The sequence below is a fragment of the Pseudomonas sp. W15Feb34 genome (genome assembly GCF_023127765.1).
GTDB classification, from domain to species: domain Bacteria; phylum Pseudomonadota; class Gammaproteobacteria; order Pseudomonadales; family Pseudomonadaceae; genus Aquipseudomonas; species Aquipseudomonas synxantha_A.
In genome coordinates, this window is sequence record NZ_SPKN01000037.1 from 1 (window position 1) to 20503 (window position 20503).

General features: G+C 56.0%; 18 protein-coding genes and 3 pseudogenes. 12 read left to right on the forward strand and 9 right to left on the reverse strand.

Annotated features, from left to right (window positions below):
- Positions 1–52: 52 nt before the first annotated feature.
- Positions 53–399: pseudogene (locus E4O97_RS17575) on the reverse strand (transposase); the annotation flags it as partial.
- A 223-nt stretch (positions 400–622) separates the two neighbouring features.
- Between E4O97_RS17575 and fimA the strand changes: the two are divergent.
- From fimA to E4O97_RS17615, 8 genes and pseudogenes are all read left to right on the forward strand, one after another.
- Positions 623–1183, forward strand: a complete 561-nt coding sequence (fimA, locus tag E4O97_RS17580) for a type 1 fimbrial major subunit FimA (RefSeq protein WP_248161833.1) — start codon at positions 623–625, stop codon at positions 1181–1183.
- Positions 1184–1438: 255 nt separating this feature from the next.
- Positions 1439–2146, forward strand: coding sequence for a fimbria/pilus periplasmic chaperone (locus E4O97_RS17585; RefSeq protein WP_248161834.1), 708 nt, complete (start codon positions 1439–1441; stop codon positions 2144–2146).
- Positions 2147–2269: 123 nt separating this feature from the next.
- Positions 2270–4900, forward strand: a complete 2631-nt coding sequence (locus E4O97_RS17590) for a fimbrial biogenesis usher protein (protein ID WP_248161835.1) — start codon at positions 2270–2272, stop codon at positions 4898–4900.
- Between the two features lie 23 nt (positions 4901–4923).
- Positions 4924–5910 carry a fimbrial protein gene (locus E4O97_RS17595; protein ID WP_248161836.1) on the forward strand — a complete coding sequence of 329 codons (987 nt, stop codon included), beginning with the start codon at positions 4924–4926 and terminating at the stop codon, positions 5908–5910.
- A gap of 12 nt (positions 5911–5922) precedes the next feature.
- Positions 5923–6456 (forward strand): fimbrial protein, encoded by a 534-nt coding sequence (locus E4O97_RS17600; protein ID WP_248161837.1) that lies wholly within the window; start codon positions 5923–5925, stop codon positions 6454–6456.
- Positions 6457–6568: 112 nt separating this feature from the next.
- Positions 6569–6953: pseudogene (locus tag E4O97_RS17605) on the forward strand (hypothetical protein); the annotation flags it as partial.
- A gap of 29 nt (positions 6954–6982) precedes the next feature.
- Positions 6983–7209, forward strand: a pseudogene (locus E4O97_RS17610) (ATP-binding protein); the annotation flags it as partial.
- 699 nt (positions 7210–7908) lie between these two features.
- Positions 7909–8535: a response regulator transcription factor gene (locus E4O97_RS17615; RefSeq protein ID WP_248161838.1), complete on the forward strand. Its 627-nt coding sequence runs from the start codon at positions 7909–7911 to the stop codon at positions 8533–8535.
- Between the two features lie 571 nt (positions 8536–9106).
- On the opposite strand, the gene E4O97_RS17620 is transcribed toward E4O97_RS17615, so the two are convergent.
- The 4 genes from E4O97_RS17620 to E4O97_RS17635 form a co-directional block, all read right to left on the reverse strand.
- Positions 9107–10333 carry an MFS transporter gene (locus E4O97_RS17620; protein ID WP_248161840.1) on the reverse strand — a complete coding sequence of 409 codons (1227 nt, stop codon included), beginning with the start codon at positions 10331–10333 and terminating at the stop codon, positions 9107–9109.
- A 238-nt stretch (positions 10334–10571) separates the two neighbouring features.
- Positions 10572–10859, reverse strand: a complete 288-nt coding sequence (gene nadS, locus E4O97_RS17625; protein WP_003189536.1) for a NadS family protein — start codon at positions 10857–10859, stop codon at positions 10572–10574.
- Positions 10860–10861: 2 nt separating this feature from the next.
- Positions 10862–11176, reverse strand: coding sequence for a type II toxin-antitoxin system RelE/ParE family toxin (locus E4O97_RS17630; RefSeq protein WP_248161842.1), 315 nt, complete (start codon positions 11174–11176; stop codon positions 10862–10864).
- A 105-nt stretch (positions 11177–11281) separates the two neighbouring features.
- The gene (locus E4O97_RS17635; RefSeq protein WP_078820590.1) at positions 11282–12223 is read right to left on the reverse strand and encodes a LysR family transcriptional regulator; all 942 of its coding nucleotides are present in this window, start codon (positions 12221–12223) and stop codon (positions 11282–11284) included.
- Positions 12224–12380: 157 nt separating this feature from the next.
- On the opposite strand from E4O97_RS17635, the gene E4O97_RS17640 reads away from it, so the two are divergent.
- The 3 genes from E4O97_RS17640 (at position 12381) to E4O97_RS17650 (ending at position 16113) form a co-directional block, all read left to right on the forward strand.
- On the forward strand, positions 12381–13697 hold the full coding sequence (locus tag E4O97_RS17640; protein WP_103733515.1) for an MFS transporter: 1317 nt from the start codon (positions 12381–12383) through the stop codon (positions 13695–13697).
- 11 nt (positions 13698–13708) lie between these two features.
- On the forward strand, positions 13709–14941 hold the full coding sequence (locus E4O97_RS17645) for a Zn-dependent hydrolase (protein ID WP_248161844.1): 1233 nt from the start codon (positions 13709–13711) through the stop codon (positions 14939–14941).
- 134 nt (positions 14942–15075) lie between these two features.
- Positions 15076–16113, forward strand: a complete 1038-nt coding sequence (locus E4O97_RS17650) for a histone deacetylase family protein (RefSeq protein WP_248161846.1) — start codon at positions 15076–15078, stop codon at positions 16111–16113.
- 18 nt (positions 16114–16131) lie between these two features.
- Here the strand turns inward: E4O97_RS17650 and E4O97_RS17655 are convergent, their stop codons facing one another.
- On the reverse strand, positions 16132–16485 hold the full coding sequence (locus E4O97_RS17655) for a type II toxin-antitoxin system RelE/ParE family toxin (RefSeq protein WP_216090887.1): 354 nt from the start codon (positions 16483–16485) through the stop codon (positions 16132–16134).
- Positions 16482–16886, reverse strand: a complete 405-nt coding sequence (locus tag E4O97_RS17660; RefSeq protein ID WP_216090888.1) for a type II toxin-antitoxin system ParD family antitoxin — start codon at positions 16884–16886, stop codon at positions 16482–16484. The genes E4O97_RS17655 and E4O97_RS17660 overlap by 4 nt, the downstream gene beginning before the upstream one ends.
- A gap of 210 nt (positions 16887–17096) precedes the next feature.
- Between E4O97_RS17660 and E4O97_RS17665 the strand changes: the two genes are divergently transcribed.
- Entirely contained in the window at positions 17097–17999 is a 903-nt protein-coding gene (locus E4O97_RS17665; RefSeq protein ID WP_057701145.1) for a LysR family transcriptional regulator, read from the forward strand.
- Here E4O97_RS17665 and E4O97_RS17670 read toward each other — a convergent pair.
- Together E4O97_RS17670 and E4O97_RS17675 are read right to left on the reverse strand one after the other, a co-directional pair.
- Positions 17991–18749, reverse strand: coding sequence for a substrate-binding domain-containing protein (locus tag E4O97_RS17670; RefSeq protein WP_078820596.1), 759 nt, complete (start codon positions 18747–18749; stop codon positions 17991–17993). The genes E4O97_RS17665 and E4O97_RS17670 overlap by 9 nt on opposite strands.
- Positions 18746–20053 carry an MFS transporter gene (locus tag E4O97_RS17675; RefSeq protein ID WP_248161848.1) on the reverse strand — a complete coding sequence of 436 codons (1308 nt, stop codon included), beginning with the start codon at positions 20051–20053 and terminating at the stop codon, positions 18746–18748. The genes E4O97_RS17670 and E4O97_RS17675 overlap by 4 nt, the downstream gene beginning before the upstream one ends.
- Between the last annotated feature and the right edge of the window lie 450 nt (positions 20054–20503).

The window sequence follows — 20503 nt, forward strand, 5'->3', positions numbered from 1 at the left end:
AAAACGTTACGCAATGAGTTTGCAAGGTGTCTAAAGAATCCGGGGCGATTCATACTTTCAGCGTCAGGCAAAGCCGTCGAATGAAATAGTCGCCCGCTTGCTGCTTGATAAAGGCGTACTTCAGCCGCACGCCTTGGCAAAGTACGCGGCGGCCTTTTTTAAAATGTCTCGCTCGTCAGTGACGCGTTTGAGTTCGGCTTGCAGACGACGCAGTTCAGCGTGCTGATCGTCGTCTTGCTGCCGTTCTGCTTGAGGTTTGCTATAGCGCTTTATCCAGGCATAGAGGCTATGCGTCGACACGCCGAGACGGGCCGCCACATCAGCGACAGGCAGCTTCTTTTCGGTCACTTGATTGACCGCTTGGATTTTGAATTCTTCGGGATAACGCGGGTTGCTCATGGCACCTACTAATTGGCCTCAGTTCAAGTCAAAGAGGCGTCTAGGAAACCAGGGGTGATTCACACTGGAAAGAAATTTCCACCTCAAAAAGGTGAAATTTCTACAATTTTTTTTCTTAGTCGTTAGGTAGTCTTTTTGAACTTGCCCGTTTTATCCCGCAAGTGCAGATTCATTTTGATTTCCCAAGTGTTAAAGCACTACTACCTATTCAGGAGCTAAAAACATGCGCATTAACTCTTCTGTACAGACTTTTGTGGTGGCGTCTTTACTGATGTCCAGTATTGGCGTTATGGCGGCCCCAACTCTATCAAACGGTGGGGCCGTGCATTTTAAAGGTGAAATAGTTAACGCTGCCTGCTCGGTCAGCGCCGACTCAGCGGACCAGACAGTAACATTGGGGCAGTACCGATCTGCGAAGTTTAAAGCGGTAGGCGACAAAACTGGATTGGTTCCTTTCACTATCAAGTTGCAGGATTGTGACAGTACTGTTTCTTCCAAGGCTTCTGTGGCCTTCACTGGTGCTGCTGATGCTGCTGACCCTAGCGTGCTTACTGTCAGCAATATCGGTGGCGGTTCGTCCGGTGCAGCTAGCGGTGTGGGCATTGAAATATCCGATAGTCATGGGACAGTGTTAGTGCCCAATAGCGGGAACTTCTCTGCGTCTCACCAGCTGAAAGATGGCGACAACGTGTTGGCTCTCACTGCGCGTTATAAGTCAACGCTTGCGGCTGTGACGCCGGGTGCGGCAGACGCAGACGCAACCTTTACCATGAAATACGAGTAAGGCTTCTGTAGCACACGAATACTAAGGACGACAGTGCTGCCAGGGAAGGTGGCAGGGCCAATCGCATCTGGGGGGTATTTTTGAGTGCTAAACACCGCTATGCGCGGCTCTGTTCTGTCGTTCTGCGATGTTGTTTCGTTTACCGCTCGTGAGATGAACGGTGGTAACGCGAATACCTGTACCTGGTTTGCTGTTTCGTACCAAAGATCGCTACCGGGCAGGCGGTGTACTTGTTAATTTGAAGGGGGGTTTGTGTTGATAAAGTACGCTTTACGCTTTCGCAATGTAACAGCTGGCTTAATTGTTGTATTTAGCTCCTTTTACACCTTGACGGCACAGGCGGGTGGTGTTGCGCTGGGCGCAACGCGAGTTATTTATCCGGCCGGCGCCAAACAAGTATCGCTGGCGGTGAACAACAGCGACAAAAAAAATCGTTTCCTGATTCAATCGTGGGTTGATGACGTTGCTGAGAAGAAGTCGTCAGACTTTGTGGTGACACCACCGTTGTTTGTCAGCAAACCAAAAAGTGAGAATACCTTGCGCATCATGTATGTCGGCGCTGATTTGCCGAAAGATCGCGAAAGTGTATTTTGGCTAAACAGTAAGGCCATTCCTGCTGTTGAGCGTGACGATGTACAGGATAAGAACGTACTGCAGATTGCTATCTTGTCGCGGGTCAAGTTGTTTGTGCGGCCTGCCAATTTGCCTTCAACGGCTGCTGACGCACCTGGGCAGTTGAAGTTCTCGCGTCAGGGCGAAGTGCTGAAGATTGAGAACCCATCGCCTTATTATGTTTCGCTCGTCAGTCTGGCGATCGGTACAGGTAACTTGCCAAATACTATGGTTTCGCCGATGAGCAGCAGTCGTGTGCCGATTCCAGACAGTGCCTCAGGCGCTGTCAGTTATCAAACAGTAAATGATTATGGCGCCATCACGCCTGTCACGACGGTGCCATTGAAGTAATAAGATCGAATTACATCGTCGCTTAATATTCTCACATGCTCAAGTAAATGATTTTCCATCGCTGCATGTGAACGTTTGAGAAGCGTTATGTTGCGCTGTGCTTTCAGGTGCTGGTAGGGGCTTATGCTAACGATTAATCTTAATAAGTCTAAGTCTGCTGGCAGTGTTTTTTTTACTGTCAGCTTTTGCATGGCTTGCGTTGTCAGCACCGCCACGAAGGCAGAGGAGTTCTTTAACCCGGCCTTTCTGTCTGGTGACCCAAATGCTGTCGCCGACCTTTCGCGTTTCGAGAAAGGTGAAGGGCAGGCTCCGGGCAACTACCGCGTTGAAATCTATTTGAATGATGAATATATGTCCACCCAGAACCTGGCGTTTGGAGCGCGCCATCGTGCATCAGAAGGGGAAGCGCAGTTGGATGACTCCGGGTTGAGTGCCTGCATTACCCGTGAGCATTTGGAGCGTGTGGGTGTGAAAGTTGAATCATCGACCCTGTTGCAAGGCGCTCTGCCGGATCAGTGCATCGATCTGGCGACAGCCATACCCCAGGCTGGGGCGCGGTTCGACTTTGACGGTCAGCGTCTGTACATCAGCATCCCACAGGCTGCTCTAAAAAGTAATGCACGGGGCTACGTTTCACCCGATGAGTGGGATCATGGCATTAACGCATTGTTGCTGAACTACAATTTTACCGGCAGCAACACCCATAACAGTATGGGGGGGGGCAGCGCCAACTACGGTTTTTTGGGGCTGGACAGCGGTGTTAACTTGGGTGCCTGGCGTTTGCGTAACACGTCCAGCTTGATCTACAGCAACGGCTATGGACGCAGCACTAACGAATGGCAGAACATCAGTACCTATGCGCAACGCACGATTGCACCCTTGAAGTCAGAACTGACGTTAGGTGATAGCTCTACCCCGAGTGACGTTTTCAACAGTTTGGGGTTTCGCGGCGCGCAATTGGCTTCAGATGACAACATGCTGGCGGACAGTTTGCGCGGGTTTGCACCTACCGTGAGAGGGATTGCCAACAGTAATGCCAAAATCACCATCAAACAAAATGGCTATGTCATTTATCAAACCTACGTCGCGCCAGGACCTTTTGAAATTAGTGATCTTTACCCTACCTCCAGCAGCGGGGACTTGAAAGTTACGGTGACCGAAGCTGATAGCTCGGAAAATACTTTCACTGTGGCCTACTCGGGAGTGCCAGTGCTGCAACGTGAAGGGCGGGTAAAGTATGCGCTGACGGTGGGGCAGTATCGCAGTAACACGATGGAACAGGGTAAACCAGGTTTTGGCCAAGGTACTGTTATCTGGGGCGGCCCGCATGGCATCACGCTTTATGGTGGCTCGCAACTCGCCAACCATTACACTGCCTTCGCCGTTGGGGCGGGGGTTAACCTGGGGACATGGGGCGCAGTGTCGGCAGATTTGACCCAGGCCAATAGCGTGCTCGCCGATGACAGCCGGCATCAGGGGCAATCATTGCGCTTCTTGTATGCCAAATCGCTAAACCAGTTGGGTACTAACTTTCAGTTGCTGGGCTATCGCTTTTCAACCCAAGGTTTTTATACGCTGGATGATACCAGTTACCGCCAAATGAGCGGGTACAAGGTGGATGCTCAAGATGGACCGGTGGAGGTAAAACCGACCTACCAGGATTACTTCAACCTCAATCACACCCGCAAAGGCCATACGCAAGTGAGCATCACCCAGCAATTGGGGAATAAAGGTTCGATATTCCTGAGCGGCAGCCGTCAGTCCTACTGGAACAGCGACAAAACCGATGATCTATGGCAGTTGGGATATAGCGGCTTTTGGCGCGATATCAATTACAACGTGACGTATAGCTACAATAAAAGCGCGAACATGGGCGGTTCGGATAACCAGTTATTGTTGAACTTGTCTTTTCCGTTGGGTGACTGGCTGGCCAAGGGCGGCAAGAGCACCGACATTACCAGCTCCCGAAACACGATGTACGGCACTTATTCGGCTAATACCGATACGCACGGTCAGATGACCCAGCGTGCAGGTGTAAGTGGTACCGCCACGGCGGATAACAACCTGAATTACAGCGTACAACAAGGTTACGGTGACCAGGGGGGCGCAAGCGGAAGCGCGAATCTGCGCTATCAGGGCGGCTACGGCAACGGTTCTGCCGGTTACAGCTACAACCGAAACTACCAGCAAGTCACCGTTGGGCTGAGCGGCGGTTTAGTGGGCCACGCCAACGGCGTGACCTTCAGCCAGCCATTGGGGGATACCAACGTGTTGATCAAGGCGCCAGGCGCCACTGGAGTCAAGATTGAAAACGCGACCGGCGTCAGGACCGACTGGCGCGGCTATGCGGTGATGCCTTATGCAACCACCTATCACACCAATCGAATCGCACTGGACACCACCTCGCTCAAAGACAATGCCGATCTGGACGAACCCGTCATGAACGTAGTGCCTTCCCGCGGTGCACTGGTAAGGGCTGAGTTCATCACGCGCGTCGGTGTAAGAGCACTGGTGACTCTGGTGCAAACCAGCGGCCAACCTGTGCCGTTTGGTTCTACCGTTGAACGGCAGGACGGCAAAGGCGGCAGCATCGTCGGTGAAAACGGTCAGGTTTATCTGGCGGGCTTGCCGCTCACGGGAGACTTGTCTGTGAGCTGGGGGCCGGGAACACGTCAGGCGTGTCACGCCCGCTATCAGTTACCCAAAAGCAGCGAAGGCAACGTCGTCAGTTACGCCAAAGTAGAGTGCCTGTGATGGTGGAGAGTAGGGTGGTAATCATGTTAAGCAGAGCGATTGGGCTGTTGCTAATAATCAGTAGCGTCCCGGCAATGGCCGATTGTATTGGCTGCAATCAAGTAGTCAATTTGACGCTGACTGAAACATTGGACAGCCATGCGAATATGCCAGGGAGAACGATGGCCTCGTCAAGTTTTACCGTGAATGAGCTTGATAGTGGCTTGGGGGTGGGGGTAAAGAGCAACTCATTCACAGGTTTGGATGGTTCTATACCGTCTTACGGCACCCGTTATACTGACTGGCATTATCAGCGCGTGGATGATTATCTATCCGTTGCTGTTCGAACCCGTCACAACTCTTGCGGAAATTATGCGTATGTTCCATTCAGTGGGCCAACGGGTCTATCGGGTACCTGTAAGCCTGGCGAATCAGGCTCAGGAATTGTGTCTACGACTTGGGATAGCTCAATTAAAATTACGAAAAAGATGGTAGGAGGCGTATACCAAAATAACCTGTTGCTAGGTACTTGGGGAGCATGTAATGGGTGGCGGTGCAATACTCACGAAGTTGTTTTTGCAAAGGTATATTTGAACTATAGCATTACCGTCCCTGAAAATTGCGTGCTCGATACGACTGACCTCGTGACAGTGGATTTTCCCAACAGCATCTCCACTGGAGCGTTCAAAACGGCCGGTGCCAAGGCAGAGGGGGTGAGTCCCGAGGTTCGATCCATTGCCCTGCAGTGCAGCAATATCAAGCAGCAGGCCAGCCTGACGATGCGTGTTCAAGCTGATAAGGTCAGCGGCGATGCCATTGTCTCGACTAATCCGGACGTCGGCTTCGTGGTCACCGACAAGAGCGAAAAGCACCTGAGACCGAACTCGTTCAACAGCTTGATTCCATTTAATCTGGACAACAACGGTAGCGCTAACGTCACCATCAAAGTCTTTCCGGTCAGTGTTACCGGGAAACCACCTGCGGAGGGGCCTGTTACCTCGCGGGCGTATCTTCGGGTGGACTATCAATAACAGGAGGCTGCTATGCGAACATTAAATCGGCAGCTGGGCTTGTGGCTTCTATTGTTGTCCGGCTTTTCAAGCGTGACACAAGCAGAGTTGGCCAGGATTAACTTACTTATAACCGCAACGTTAGTGGCGGCGAGCTGTGAGGTGAGTGTCGGTTCAGACTATCAGGATGTCTATATGGGCACTTGGGCGGTGCGGCAATCCAGCAGTACATTGCCGACAATGCCTGCGGCACGCTTTGTGATTAACCTGGAAAATTGCAACGGTCTGAAGAAGGGTATCTCAGTCACCTTTAGTGGCGCCGCAAACCCGACTGACCCGAGGCTGCTGGCTCTGAGCGGGAACGGCTCGGCGAAAAATGTCGCGATTGCCCTTTTGGATCAGAACCGCACACTCCTGCCACTCGAGCAAACCATCTTAGCGGCGGCTGCGCCTGTAAACAGGAGCCGCACTGCCGCGCTGGTATTCTTTAGTCAGTATCGCGCAACCGGCCCGGTGACGCCGGGGAAGGGAGATGCCGACGCAACCTTTAAATTGAGTTATGAGTAGTCGCGGTCGCATACAGGGGGCATGTTGCCGCTGACCGAAAACTGACCCAGGTGTTCAACTGCTTCTGCTGATTTTCCTAACAGGAGAACACAGGGTGATCAGCATGGAAATGTTGGGAAAAATCCGGCGGATGTACTTCCGCGACAAGCTCTCGCTGCACCAGATAGCCAAGCGTACCGGGCTGTCGAGAAACACCTTCCGAAAATGGGTTAGAGCGCCCGAAGCCACTCAGCCGGCGTACCAGCGGTACGCGACCTTCAACAAACTCAGCCCATTCCACGACACGCTGGAACAGGTGCTCAAAGCCGATTCGTTCCGGGCAAAGCACAACCGCAGAAGCGCCAAAGCACTTTTCGAGCAGATCAAGGCCGAGGGTAATGATGCCGATGCCGACGGCCTTTGATGGCTACGTCGAGCGCACCGTACGGGTCTCTGGCACCTGCCTGATCAGCGTGGTGCGAAATCGCTATTCGGTGCCTTGTGAGCGAGTCGGCCAGTGAGTCAGCAGCCGTCTTTACCCATCCTCGTGGTCATCACCACCAACCTCAGCTTCTCGCAATGGTCGAGTGTGTTTGCGATGCCAAGATGACCACAGCGTTGCTGGATCGGCTGACACACCACTGCCATATCGTCGAAACGGGCAACGAGTCCTACCGCCTGCAACACAGCACCTTGGCCGCCCAGACAAAAATCAAATCGCGAAAACGAAAGCGCAAGGACGAAGATGGTATAGAGGACGATGAGCTGTTTTGATCCGCACCACAATTGCGGGGGCAAAAATCAGCAATCCGCCCTGGAGCAATTTTCAATCGGCAGGGTGGAGGTGCGATTCATTTTTTCAGAATCATCTGATATGGAGGTTGCGGTAAAGACCAGATGATTACTGCTGAAAAAGTAGGAGGTTTTCTTGTTCTGAATATTAAGAGCTTAACAATGGTAACTGTTCGATGCTACCAACGGCAACGTCAGTAAATTAGGTAGTTCCAACCTCGTTGCTACCACGAGTCGTATCAACGCTTGACTGCCGTACGTCACTCAGGGCACGTAGTATGCTCGGGTCAAGGAAGCCACGCGGCAATTGCAAATACGCTGGGGATAATCAGTTCTAGCAGCAGAGTGTATTGACGTTTCCGGGATTTAAAGACAGTGAGTGTACAACCTCATCTCGTCGCAGATCGCTAACATGGTCAAGATGAGTGATGCGGTTGGTAGCGGGGTGATTTCGGGTAATTTTTTCCGGCCTACGAGTAATGTGTTGTTCAGCTGGAGTCAGTGATCCCTATTTTCGATTAGTTTTCAGCGGCAGCATCCGTGTGGTATCGCGCACCAGCCAAACTCCGAATGTCGAGTCGGCACGGATGAGCTACACCGATGGTACATCCACGAATGATGCGTTCTTATCCGTTTAAATCTTTCAATACCTATAGCTAACTAAATGTCGTAGGAGCACGGATGTATACAGTCTTGGTGGTAGATGATCACCCGTTTATACGCGCGGCCGTGGTGATGGTGTTGTCGCAAGAGCGGTTTGATACGGTGGCGGAAACGAACAATGGTGCAGACGCCGTGCAACTGGCTCGCCAGCATCAACCGGATTTAATCGTGTTGGACATTGGCCTTCCAAAACTCGACGGCCTGGAAGTTATCCGCCGTGTTAAAGCGTTGAAATTGCCCAGTAAAATCCTGGTGCTCACTTCCCAACAGCCGGAGTTTTATGCGTCACGCTGCCGAAGCATGGGGGCTGACGGTTATATCTGTAAAGTGGATGAGCCGCAAAAATTCCGTAAAGCACTGACGACCGTCATGTCCGGTTATACGGTATTCCCCAGTCAGGAAACGGATTCGGTTCGTCGCGGTGAACTGGACGCCTCCGATCAGCAGCTGATCAGTACATTGTCAAACCGTGAATTGGCGGTCCTGCGGCAACTGGCCAGGGGCATGAGCAATCTGCAAATCAGTGAGATCATGCTGTTGAGCAATAAGAATATCAGCGCCCACAAAAAACGTTTGTTAAGCAAGCTCAAACTAACCTCGCAAGTAGGCTTGGCTGACTTCGCCAAACGAAATGCGCTTATCTGAATGAACGCATCTGTTCGTATGGGCATCTTTTTCGGCTGCTTACTGATCTCCTGCCTTTGCTGCTGTCGGGTTAACAAAAGCTGCCTGAATGACTTGCAACTGGTCCCATTACCGAACCATGAGCTTGGCTCAGCGGAGTTAATGGAGGAAAGGGAGTTAACCAAGGGAGCAGTAAACAGTCGTGCAAGTGCTCAACGCCATATCGATAGAAATACAGACTGCTCGAGTTCGGTGGATATTGGACGTGTTTATTCGTGCGTTCTTTGACACCATTGATCACGAGTGGATGATGTGCTTCCTGTAATACCGAATTGCGGATAGACGAGTGTTAGCACTGATCGCCTCGCCCTGACTTTCAAGATTTAGGGCAACGCTTGGGCATATTCAGGGCCGCTACAGGCCGCAGTGCGCCACAGGCAGAGCGTGAAAACATAATATTTGATGGGCCGGTGCGGTCCTCAGTAATGCATGAAGGGGCGAGTCCCTATCTCTCCACCATTACATAGAATAAGCCCCGTAACTGAATAAGCTGCGGGGCTTTTTCGTTTCGGTTGTTTTTATCTCGGTACGGTCAGCCCGGCTGCGCCACCAAGCTATTACTCACATTGCGGCCCAGTATCAGTACCGTTACAAATCCACATCCCACCAGCGCCGTGGCCAGGCTCAACAGCACCGCGCTGCCCATCTGGTCGACGATCCGGCCGCCGAAGAACGAGCCTAACGCAATGATCACCTGAAACAGCGCCACAAACAGTGGCATGCCGCGTTCTACATCCTTGGGCGCCACCACAAACATCCAGATGCTGGCGCAGGCCGGGAACGCGCCGAAGGCGAAGCCCCAGAGGGCGATCAGCATCGCCGCGCCGGTCATACCGGTGGCGAAGTAGGGGAACAGTGCAGTGCTGGTACCGATCATCAGCGCGACCAGCAGCAGGGTGTTGCGTACGCTGCGGTTGGCGGCAAAGCCAGCGAAGATATTGCCCAGCACGCCTGCCACGCCATACAGCAACAACAGTGAGCCGATTGTTGGGCCGTCAAAGCCGGAACTGTGTTTGAAAAACGGTGCGACATAGGTATATGCGGCAAAGTGCGCCAGGCCGATCAGCAGCACGGCGATCAACCCGACCCGTGCTTGTGGGTTGATAAACAAAGCCGGCAGGTCACGGATCTCAATGGCCTTTTCCGGGGTCAGTCGCGGTAGCAGGAAGATCTGCGCCAGCAGCACCGGAATGCCCACCAACGCAGTAACCAGGAAGGTCATGCGCCAGCCCATCAGGCCGCTGAGCCAGGTACCCACAGGCACGCCCAGAACGGTGGCCAGGGTCACGCCCATCATGATGATCGAGGTGGCTTTCGCAACTCCCACGCCTTTGGGCGCCAGCCGCCCGCTGAGGGCAATGGCCGTGGCCCAGAAGCCGCCGATGCTGATGCCGAGCAATACACGGCCGAACAGCAGCAGGCTGAAATCGGTGGCGAAGGCCACCACCGAGTTGGCGATGATCATCACCAGTGTCAGGCCAATCAGCAGATAGCGACGGTCCATGGCGCCAATGCTGACCGACAGAAACGGCGCGGCGAGGGCGGCCATGATGCCGGGCAATGTGACCATCAATCCGGCGTGACCGGCACTGATGCCCAGGTCGCTGGCAACGTCGTTGAGTACGCCCACCGGCAGGAATTCACTGGTCACCAGGGCGAAGGCACCCACGGCGACTGAAAGAATCGCCAGCCACTGCTGTTTGACGCTTTGTTGATTATGTTCGGGAAGCCCGCTAGGGGCCTGGCTCGCGCTTGGCATGGGATTGGGTTCCGGGAGGATGTCGCCTGAAGCCAGGCGGGGAGGGAATTTGGAGCGATTATAGGAATCAGTGGCGGCAATCGTTCAGGCGCTCGTTTCGATAGTAATCATCAGTGGTATCGATGTGAGATTTTAAAGAGCCTTAAATCTGCCGTACAAACGAAAAAGCCCGTCGCTGAGTCAGCTCCGAGCTTTTCCGGTTATGACGATGTTTAAGGCGCAGCAGTGGAGTCTTATTTTAGCTAGCCAACGCATTCAGTACATGGACTGGGTCATTATGGATAGCTTTCAACAATGCCTTTGCTGGTCCGGTAGGTTCACGACGACCCTGCTCCCAGTTACGTAATGTGCCAAGTTGCACATCAATCAGCGCTGCGAATTTAGCCTGGGTCAGCCCTGTCGCCTTACGGATCTCTTTGACTCGCATTGAATCAACATGGAATTCACGAGAAGGTTCGCGTTCTCCGCGCAGGATCTCGTTCATCTCTTGAACGCTTTCCATCAATTCATCAAAAAATCTGCTCATAGCTATCTCCAGTGCTCAATCGCAGCCTTCAGTGACTTGCGCTCGTCGGCAGTCAAGTCCTGCTGTTCATTTTTGGGATAGATCATCAGTAGAACAATCTGTGATGCCGAGACGAAGTGGTAATAGATCACCCGCGCCCCGCCTCGTTTGCCATGGCCCTTGGCTGCTACTCGTATCTTGCGAACTCCACCCGTACCCTCGATTACATCGCCAGCAGAAGGGTTGACTACCAACACGTTCTGAAGAGCCGTGTAGGCATCCTCGTCGATCAATTCTTTAACGCGACGGGTGAAGACTGACGGCTCTATGAAAATCATCGCTAATGTACGCCATTGGCTTAGTTGACTGCAATCCTAGCCGTGCGTGCTTCGACGTGCATCCAGTGAGTTGTAACTGCTTTTTGACACGCAGGATGTGGCCAATTATACGTCGGCCAACCGCCCCATAAGACACTCAATAAACACCCCCTCCGCCCGACTCATCTTCTGCTCGCGATTCCACAACACGTGAATATCCACATCCGCAATCCCCTCATCCGGCGGCAACCGCCACAGCAGCCCGTTTTTCACATCGTCCGCCACCACATGAGTCGGTAAGCAACCCAAACCAAACCCGGCAATCACCAAACGCCGCACTTCTTCCAGGCTGGAGGATGACGCCACGATCCGCCCACCGAAGCCTTGCTGATCACGGAAAATCGTCAGCGGCGAGAGCATCCCGCCAATCTGGTCGCTGGTAAAACTCACGAAGTTTTCCGACTGCAAGTCCCCCTCGGCCAGGTTTGTGCGCCCGAACAATGGGTGATGTTTTCCGCAAAAGAACGCGTAGCGCTGACGCAGAAACAGGTGCTGTTCCAGGCGCGGCTGAGGCCGACGATTGAGGCTCAACCCCAGGGTCGCGGTTTTTTCCAGCAGGGCGGCGACGATGTCGGAGCTGCGCATCACTTCGACTTCCAGATCGACCCGCGGATGTTCGCGATGAAAGCTGGCGAGAAAGTCATCGAAAGTGTCGGAATTAATCCGACTGATCATCAGCAAGCGCACTTTGCCGATCACTTCATCGCCGGGCTTTTGCAGGGCGTTGCTCATTTGCGAAACCTGGCCGTACATCTCGCCGGCAATCGCGAAAATCTGTTCACCTGCCTCGGTGAGCACGAAGCGCGGGCCACGGCGCAGGATGAGCTGGCAATCCAGCTGTTCCTCCAGGCGCTTGAGCGCCTGGCTGATGGCCGGCTGCGTCAGGTGCAGGCGGGCGGCAGCGCGGCTGATGCTCAGTTCCTGGCCGATCACGCGGAAGGTGCGCAGCAGGTTCCAGTCCAGGCGGTCGTTGAGCAGGGGGTGAATATCGCGGCGGGATTCGGCCATGGTGTCGCTCGATAATAAGCAGTATTTATAATCAAGATAATAAATAGAAAATTGACTAATCATAGCCCCGGGCCGAAAAATCGGGCTCAACAAGCGCCATCAGAGCGCACCGGTTCGACCTTCTCCTGCCAAAAAAATAACCAAAGGAGCCAGCCCCATGAAGCCTTCCGCTTCGCCGCAGCCTCGCCGTGCCGCGGCCGCCGCTTTTATCGGCACCATGATCGAGTGGTACGACTTTTACATCTATGCCACCGCTGCGGCGCTGGTGTTCGGTCAGCTGTTTTTCCCCTCCGACGATAAATTGTTCAGCACCATGGCTGCGTTCGGCACCTTCGCCGTGGGCTTCTTTGCGCGGCCGTTGGGCGGCATCGTGTTTGGCCATATCGGCGACCGCATCGGCCGCAAGAAATCCCTGGTGATTACCCTCGTCATGATGGGCGTGGTCACGGTGTGCATCGGCCTGTTGCCGACCTATGCACAGATCGGCGCCGCGGCACCGGTGCTGCTGATACTGCTGCGAGTGGTGCAAGGCATTGCGGTCGGCGGTGAGTGGGGCGGGGCGGTGTTGATGGCCGGGGAACATGCGCCAAAGGGGCGCCGTAACTTCTTTGCATCCTTCGCGCAGTTGGGCAGCCCGGCCGGTTTGATTCTTTCCCTGCTGGCGTTCAGTGCGGTGACCCGCTTACCGGAAGAAGACCTGCTCAGTTGGGGCTGGCGCCTGCCGTTCCTGGCCAGTGCCTTGCTGTTGGTCGTCGGCCTGGCGATTCGCCTGGGTGTAAATGAGTCGCCGGAGTTCCTCGAAGACAAGGCCCAGGCGGAAAAAGCGCGGGCGATCAAGAAGGACCAAGCCCCCGTGCTGGAAGTGCTGAAGACCGCATGGCGTCCACTGTTGTTGTGCATTGGCGCCAACACATTGGGGATCGCCGGCGTGTATTTCACCAACACCTTCATGATTGCCTACAGCACTCAGCAACTGAACCTGCCGCGCTCGCTGATTCTGGAATGCCTGTTCTTCGTCGCCATTATCCAGTTCTGCGTTCAGCCACTGGCCGCCTGGGTGGCAGAGAAGGTCGGCGCTACACGGTTCCTGTGCGCCATGTGCGTACTGGCAATGGCGTCGCCGTACCCCATGTTTGTGCTGGTCAGCAGCGGCCAGGCGCCCTTGATCATCCTCGGCATTGCCCTGGCGGTGGTGTGCATGGCGTCGTTCTATGCCGTCATCGCAGGCTTTGTCAGCGGCCTGTTTGAAACCCGTGTGCGCTACACCGCGATCTCTCTGGCTTACCAGGTATGCGGCGCATTGGCCGGCGGCCTGACACCGTTGATCGGCACCTGGCTGGCCCATCAATACCTGGGCCAATGGTGGCCGATGGCAGTGTTTTACAGCGTGATCGCGGCGGTCTCGTTGGTGTGCGTCCTGGCCTTGTCCCGCCGCCACGCCACGGCTCACCGCCTGGAAATGGCACACAGTTGAGGAAGTCAGCAATGTTGAAGATCAATGGCGAGCGCCTGTGGCATAGCTTGATGGCCATGGCCGAGATCGGCGCGACTGCACGCGGTGGCAGCTGCCGCCTGGCGTTGAGCGCCGAAGACAAGGCCGGTCGCGAGCTGTTCAGCCACTGGTGTACAGCGGCTGGCCTGACGTTGAGCGTGGATGTCATCGGCAACCTGTTCGCCCGTCGTGCGGGTACCGACAATGAGGCCGCGCCGGTGATGATCGGCAGCCATCTCGATACCCAGCCCGAAGGCGGGCGCTTCGATGGCGTGTACGGTGTATTGGCTGGCCTGGAAGTGATCCGCAGCCTCGATGACCACGGTATCCAGACGCGCAAGCCCCTGGAAATCGCAGTGTGGACCAACGAAGAAGGCGCGCGTTTCACCCCGGCGATGCTGGGCTCGGCGGTCTTCACCGGCGCCCTCGCGCTGGACAAGGCGCTGGCGACCACCGACGGTGATGGCGTCAGCGTGGACGAGGCGTTGCGCGCCACCGGTTATAACGGCGAGCGTGCATTGGGTGGGGCGGTGGATGCGTATTTCGAAGCGCATATCGAGCAAGGCCCGATCCTGGAAGACAACGCCAAAACCATAGGCGTGGTGACCGGCGGCCAGGCGATTCGCTGGCTCGATGTGCGGGTCGAAGGCATGGCTGCCCATGCGGGCACCACGCCGATGGCACTGCGCAAAGATGCGTTGTACGGCGCTGCAAAAATGATCCAGGCCCTGGAAAACCTCGCTGCCGATTTTGCCCCATATGGCCTGACCACCGTAGGTGAGTTGAGCATCGCCAAGTCGTCGCGCAACACTATTCCCGGTGTGCTCGACTTCACTGTCGATCTGCGCCATCACCGCGACGCCGATATCGACGCCATGGAGCAGCAAGTGCGCGCACGCCTGCAGGCGATTGCCGACAACCGTGGCCTGAGCGTAACTATCACACCGCACTGGATCAGCCCGGCCACGCCGTTCGATGCTGAGTGCGTGGCCTGTGTGCAAGCGTCGGTGGACGCTCTGGGCTACAGCCAGCAGACCATCATCAGCGGTGCCGGCCACGATGCTATCCACCTGGCGCGCTATTGCCCGACTGCGATGATCTTCATCCCCTGTGTCGGTGGCCTGAGCCACAACGAAGCCGAAGATGTCTTGCCTGAAGACGTGCGCCAGGGCACAGATGTATTGCTCAACGCCGTGTTGAAACGCGCCGGCCAGGTTCATTTCTAAAGGCTGACGCCGTGCCCATGTGGGAGCTGGCTTGCCTGCGATAGCGGTGAAGCAGGCAGTACATTGTGCTCTGACCGTGCGCAATCGCAGGCAAGCCAGCTCCCACAGGTTCTGTGTTTATCCAGGAGCATCCTATGAATACGTTTTTCCATCCCGAACAACTGCTGCATCACCCACGCAGCTACTATTCTCGTGGCCAGATGCGCACGCCACAGGAGGTCCCCGAGCGTGCGCGCAACCTGCTGCTGGCTGCGCAAACCCTGGGCTTTGATATCCAGCAACCAAGCGACTACGGTATGGAACCGCTGCTCGCCGTGCATGGCGCGGCCTACCTGGATTTTCTTCAAGAGGCTCACCAGCGCTGGAAGGAAATTCCTGAAGACTGGGGCGACGAAGTCATGTCCAACATCTTCGTGCGCGAGCCCAACGCCCTGCGCGGCATTCTGGCCCAGGCGGCACGTTACCTGGCAGATGGCAGTTGCCCGATCGGTGAACTGACCTGGCGCTCGGCGTATTGGTCAGCCCAAAGCGCCGTTGCCGCTGCCAAGGCGATCCTCGAAGGCGCACCTGCCGCCTACGCCTTGTGCCGACCACCGGGTCATCACGCCCGCTTCGATGCGGCGGGTGGTTTCTGTTACATCAATAATGCGGCGGTGGCTGCGCAAGCGTTACGCCAAGGCTTCCAGCGCGTCGCGGTGCTCGATACCGACATGCACCACGGCCAAGGCATCCAGGAGATTTTCTACCAGCGCGATGACGTGCTCTACACGTCGATCCATGGCGATCCCACCAACTTCTATCCCGGGGTGGCGGGCTTTGCCGAAGAAAGAGGCGATGGTGCAGGCTCAGGGTTCAACCTCAACCTGCCCATGCCCCACGGTGCCAGCGAAGCGCTGTTTTTCGACAAGCTGGAGCTGGCCCTGGCAGCGGTGAAGGATTTCTCGGCGGATGTGCTGGTGTTGTCACTGGGCTTTGATATTTACGAGTTGGACCCGCAAAGCAAAGTCGCGGTGACGCGGGAAGGCTTTGCGCGGTTGGGCGAGTGCATTCGAGGGCTGGGGTTGCCATGCTTGATCGTGCAGGAAGGGGGTTATCACTTGGAGACGCTGGACAGTAACGCGCAGGCGTTTTTCAGTGCGCCAGCGGCGTGGGAGAAATTATCAGTCGATTAAGCGCTAAAAGCCTGCCGATCAGTTTTCAGCAGGCTTTTCGTCAATCAATGAGCAGTCGTTCCCCTCACCCTGGAACAGCGCCGCGTAGTTTTGCCCGCCATAAAATACCCCCACTATCGACACCGTTTCGCAATCAGGCCTCACCCTGAACGCGATGATGGTGCTGCGACGATAGTGCGTGATGCGCAAGCCTGTAAGCAGGTCGTCACGGCGCGTGCCACGCAAGGGGAACAGGGCGAGGTTTTCACAGTAGCTGACGAGATTGTCGATAAAGCGCGTCGCTACCAAGGGGGAGCCGGCATCGCAGATGTAATCCTCAAGGGCATTGAGTTGCGTCAGGACTTCAGGCGAAAAAACCACCGAGTAGCTCACGCGTTCCCGATGCCTTTGCGTTGACGCCTGGCTGCCATATGCTCGCGAACCTGTTCTGCAGATAACCCGAGCTCAGGCTGTGCCTCAAGAGCGGTCGCTGCCGGGATGACTTCGTCCCTCAGCCAATCTTCCATGGCACGGTCACGTGCCAGCAGCACCCGCAATCCGTCGCGAATCACTTCGCTTTCGCTGGCATATTCGCCTGCAGCCACCTTGGCTTTGACCAGGGCCGCCATTTCAAGGGGCAAGGTGATGCTCATTTGCTGGGTTGAGCGCATTGGGATGTCCGCCAGAAGTGAGTAGGATTCAATCCTACTTGACCATTGGCGCGATGCAAGAAGCAACTGATCAATGCCGATATCCGGCGTCTCGTCGTCCATCCAGAAGGGGTAGGTTTGCATGGGGTGTCGCGTCTCCAGTTGTGTAGGTCAGGCCGCAAGTATTGACCCGTTTTGGCGATCGCGTGGCCGTAGATGGCCGATAAGCTGCTGAAATGTATGACTTGATATCTGTAACAGGATTATCTCGATAAAGCCGCCCCGGCTCGCATGGCATCCCATCGGCTCCCATACGATAATGCTCGTCACCCCGACCACTTTGGCCCGCCTCCCGTGATCATCAATTTCGACCTCAACGACCTCCAAGCCTTCCGCGCCGTGGTAGACAAGGGCAGTTTCCGTGGCGCCGCCGAGGCCATCCGTATCTCGCAGCCGGCCCTCAGCCGACGCATCGAGAAGCTTGAATCCGCCCTGGATGTAAAGCTGTTCGAACGCACCACACGGCGGGTCAGTCTGACCATGGTCGGTCGTGCCTTCTTGCCCCAGGTGGAGCGAATGCTCGACGATCTCGACATCGCCTTGATGGGCATCAGCAACGTCGCGTCCACACGCATGGGCAACGTCACCATCGCCTGTGTGCCGTCTACCGCGTATTACTTCATGCCCCACGTGATCTCCGAATTCCACAAGCTGTATCCGAAGATTCGCCTGCGGGTGCTCGATGCCAGTGCTGGTGAGGTGAGCAATGCGGTGGCAAGCGGTGAAGCGGATTTCGGCGTGAGCTTCAGCGGTAGCCTGGCCGACGAGGTCGAGTTCGAGCTGTTGTTGCAGGAACGCTATGTGCTTGCCTGTCGGCGTGACCATCCGTTGGCCACGCGTGAGAGCGTGACCTGGACAGAAGCCTATGAACACGACTACATCAGCGTGGACAAAACCTCGGGCAACCGCTTCCTGCTCGACCAGGCGCTGCGTGGCGTGCGGGTGAAAAAGCCGAGTATCTGCGAGACCCACCACGTGACCACGATGATCGGGCTGGTGGAGGCGGGGCTGGGCGTGGCGATGGTGCCGTCGATTGCGATGCCGGCGTGCGAGCACCCGATTCTGGTGAGTGTGCCGCTGGTAGAGCCGCAGGTGATGCGCAATGTGGGCTTGATCAAGCGCCGCGGGCGGACATTGCCGCCCGCGGCGCTGGAGTTGGAACGATTGGTGCGGGAGATGCCGTTTCGGTCAGCGTGACACCGAGTCCAGGCCGGTGGATTGCACCGCCGGTTGAGCTTCGGGCGAGGCCATGAACTCCAGCAGCGCCTTGGCTTCGTCCGGGTGTTCGGCGTTGACCGGAATGCCCGCCGCAAAGCGTGTCACCGATTGCACGTTTTCCGGGATCTTGCCGACAAACGTCACACCCTTGACCGGCAACAATTCAGCCACCTGCTGCAAGCCGACTTCGTAGTCGCCCTTGGCCACCTGCTCGCCCACCGGCACGCGTTCGATCATAGTGCCTTTGGCCGGCATACCGAGTTTCTTGAACAACTCTTTCTCGACGTACACACCGCTGGCGCTGTCCGAGTACGCCACGGATTTGGCTTTGCTCAGCACGGCCTTGAGTTCGGCGTCGGTATTGATCGCAGGTTTTTGCGCGCCTTCCTTCACCACCAGGCCAATGCGCGAATCGGCCAGTTCCACGCGGGACGCGGGGTCGACCTTGCCTTGCTTGATCAGCTCATCCAGGGCGTAGCCGACCATGATCACCACGTCGGCGTGCTCGCCGCGGGCCAGGCGGTTGGGAATCGCTTCCGGCGCCTTGCCCATGGACGGGCCGAGAATGGTGTCGAGGGTGTCACCGCTTTGCTTGGCGTATTGCGGGCCAAGCAGTTTATAGGCGGCGGTGAAACCACCGGAGGTCATCACCTTGAGCTCTTCGGCCTGGGCCGTCAGCGCCAGGGCGCCGAGGACGACGGCAGTGAGGGATTTGAACAAAGGCTTCATTGCACCGCCTCCTGCATGACTTGGCCACGGGTATTGGCGTGGCGATACAACGCCAGGGTTGAACACAGCGCACACAGTGCGGCGAACATCATCCAATAGGCGGGAGATGCCTTGTCTTCAGTGATGTGGATGAACCAGGTGGAAATCGCCGGCGTGAAGCCACCGAAGACTGCAGTCGCCAGGCTGTAAGCCAGGGAGAAACCCGCCACGCGCACTTCCATCGGCATGATTTCGGTCAGCGCCGGGATCATTGCGCCGTTGTACAGGCCGTAGAGGAAGGAGAACCACAACAGGGTTTCCAGCATGTGCGCAAAGCTTGGCGCGTTGACCACGTAGGACAGCGCTGGATAAGCAGTAAGAACAGTCAGCACGGTCATGGCGATCAGCACCGGTTTGCGGCCAAAGCGATCACTGAGGATGCCGCCGATCGGCAGCCAGAAAAAGTTCGACACCGCCACCAGCAAGGTCACCAGCAGGGCATCGGAAGTGCTCAGTTGCAGCACGGTCTTGCCGAAGGTCGGTGCGTACACGGTGATCAGGTAGAACGCGGTGGTGGTCATGGCCACCATCAACATGCCGCCGATCACCACGGTCCAGTTCTTCACCAGGGTCGCCATCACTTCACGCATGGTCGGGCGATGCTTGCGGTTGGCGAACTCTTCGGTTTCCTGCAGGTTGCGACGCAGCACAAAGATAAACGGAATGATCACGCAACCTACGGCAAACGGAATACGCCAGCCCCAATCGGCGACCACCGACGGTTCCATCCACACGTTCAAGCCATAACCCAGCGCGGCGGCGACCACGATGGAGATCTGCTGGCTGCCCGACTGCCAGCTGGTGTAGAACCCTTTGCGGCCCGGCGTAGCCATTTCAGACAGGTAAACCGAGACGCCGCCCAATTCCGCACCGGCCGAGAAGCCTTGCAGCAGGCGGCCCAGCAGCACCAGCAGCGGCGCCCATAGGCCAATGGTGTGATAACTGGGCACCAGCACGATCAACAGCGTGCCGCTGGCCATGATCGACAAGGTCACGATCAAACCTTTGCGACGGCCCACGTCATCGATATAGGCACCCAGAATGATTGCACCCAGTGGTCGCATCAGGAAGCCCGCGCCGAACACGGCGAAGGTCATCATTAATGACGCAAACTCATTAGCGGCGGGGAAGAACGCGGCGGCGATATAGGTCGCGTAGAACCCGAACAGAAAGAAGTCGAACTGTTCGAGGAAGTTGCCCGAAGTAACGCGCAGTACAGCGCCTACTTTCGAGCTGGCAGGGGCGGGCCGGGAAGGGCTAGTCATGATTTTGTGTCTCCAGCGTTCTTTTTAAAGTGCTTGTTTCGCTTAAGACTGGGGATAGTGGCTGACACATTTAGAAATGATAAGTGACAAATATGGATGCATTGATGTGTTTTGGCTATCAGTCAAAACGGCCATCCGATTTTTCAGACCTGTTCTATGCTTGAGCTTGTGTCCAATTCTTACGGATGGGAGGTGGCTATGGGCAACGAACACCAGCAGCACAGTGAGCCAGAACGTGAACATCCTCGGCGGCGGCCAGAGGAAGAAAAGCCGCAAACCTGGAAGCACCCAGACGACGGCACGGAGCTTTCCGAACGGGACCAGGAGCGCCCGCTGAAACCCTGACTTCAAGGTAAACACAATCTAGCTGTGGGAGTGGGATAGGCCGTTCCCACAGTTGTTCTGTGAGGCTTACATAACCCTCAAGCGCTGATTTATAGTCCCCAAACC

Coding starts and splice junctions, on each gene's coding strand:
- fimA (WP_248161833.1), top strand. CDS start 623: ATGCGCATTAACTCTTCTGTACAGACTTTTGTGGTGGCGTCTTTACTG.
- E4O97_RS17590 (WP_248161835.1), top strand. CDS start 2,270: ATGCTAACGATTAATCTTAATAAGTCTAAGTCTGCTGGCAGTGTTTTT.
- E4O97_RS17595 (WP_248161836.1), top strand. CDS start 4,924: ATGTTAAGCAGAGCGATTGGGCTGTTGCTAATAATCAGTAGCGTCCCG.
- E4O97_RS17600 (WP_248161837.1), top strand. CDS start 5,923: ATGCGAACATTAAATCGGCAGCTGGGCTTGTGGCTTCTATTGTTGTCC.
- E4O97_RS17615 (WP_248161838.1), top strand. CDS start 7,909: ATGTATACAGTCTTGGTGGTAGATGATCACCCGTTTATACGCGCGGCC.
- E4O97_RS17620 (WP_248161840.1), bottom strand. CDS start 10,333: ATGCCAAGCGCGAGCCAGGCCCCTAGCGGGCTTCCCGAACATAATCAA.
- nadS (WP_003189536.1), bottom strand. CDS start 10,859: ATGAGCAGATTTTTTGATGAATTGATGGAAAGCGTTCAAGAGATGAAC.
- E4O97_RS17630 (WP_248161842.1), bottom strand. CDS start 11,176: ATGATTTTCATAGAGCCGTCAGTCTTCACCCGTCGCGTTAAAGAATTG.
- E4O97_RS17635 (WP_078820590.1), bottom strand. CDS start 12,223: ATGGCCGAATCCCGCCGCGATATTCACCCCCTGCTCAACGACCGCCTG.
- E4O97_RS17640 (WP_103733515.1), top strand. CDS start 12,381: ATGAAGCCTTCCGCTTCGCCGCAGCCTCGCCGTGCCGCGGCCGCCGCT.
- E4O97_RS17645 (WP_248161844.1), top strand. CDS start 13,709: ATGTTGAAGATCAATGGCGAGCGCCTGTGGCATAGCTTGATGGCCATG.
- E4O97_RS17650 (WP_248161846.1), top strand. CDS start 15,076: ATGAATACGTTTTTCCATCCCGAACAACTGCTGCATCACCCACGCAGC.
- E4O97_RS17660 (WP_216090888.1), bottom strand. CDS start 16,886: ATGCAAACCTACCCCTTCTGGATGGACGACGAGACGCCGGATATCGGC.
- E4O97_RS17670 (WP_078820596.1), bottom strand. CDS start 18,749: ATGAAGCCTTTGTTCAAATCCCTCACTGCCGTCGTCCTCGGCGCCCTG.
- E4O97_RS17675 (WP_248161848.1), bottom strand. CDS start 20,053: ATGACTAGCCCTTCCCGGCCCGCCCCTGCCAGCTCGAAAGTAGGCGCT.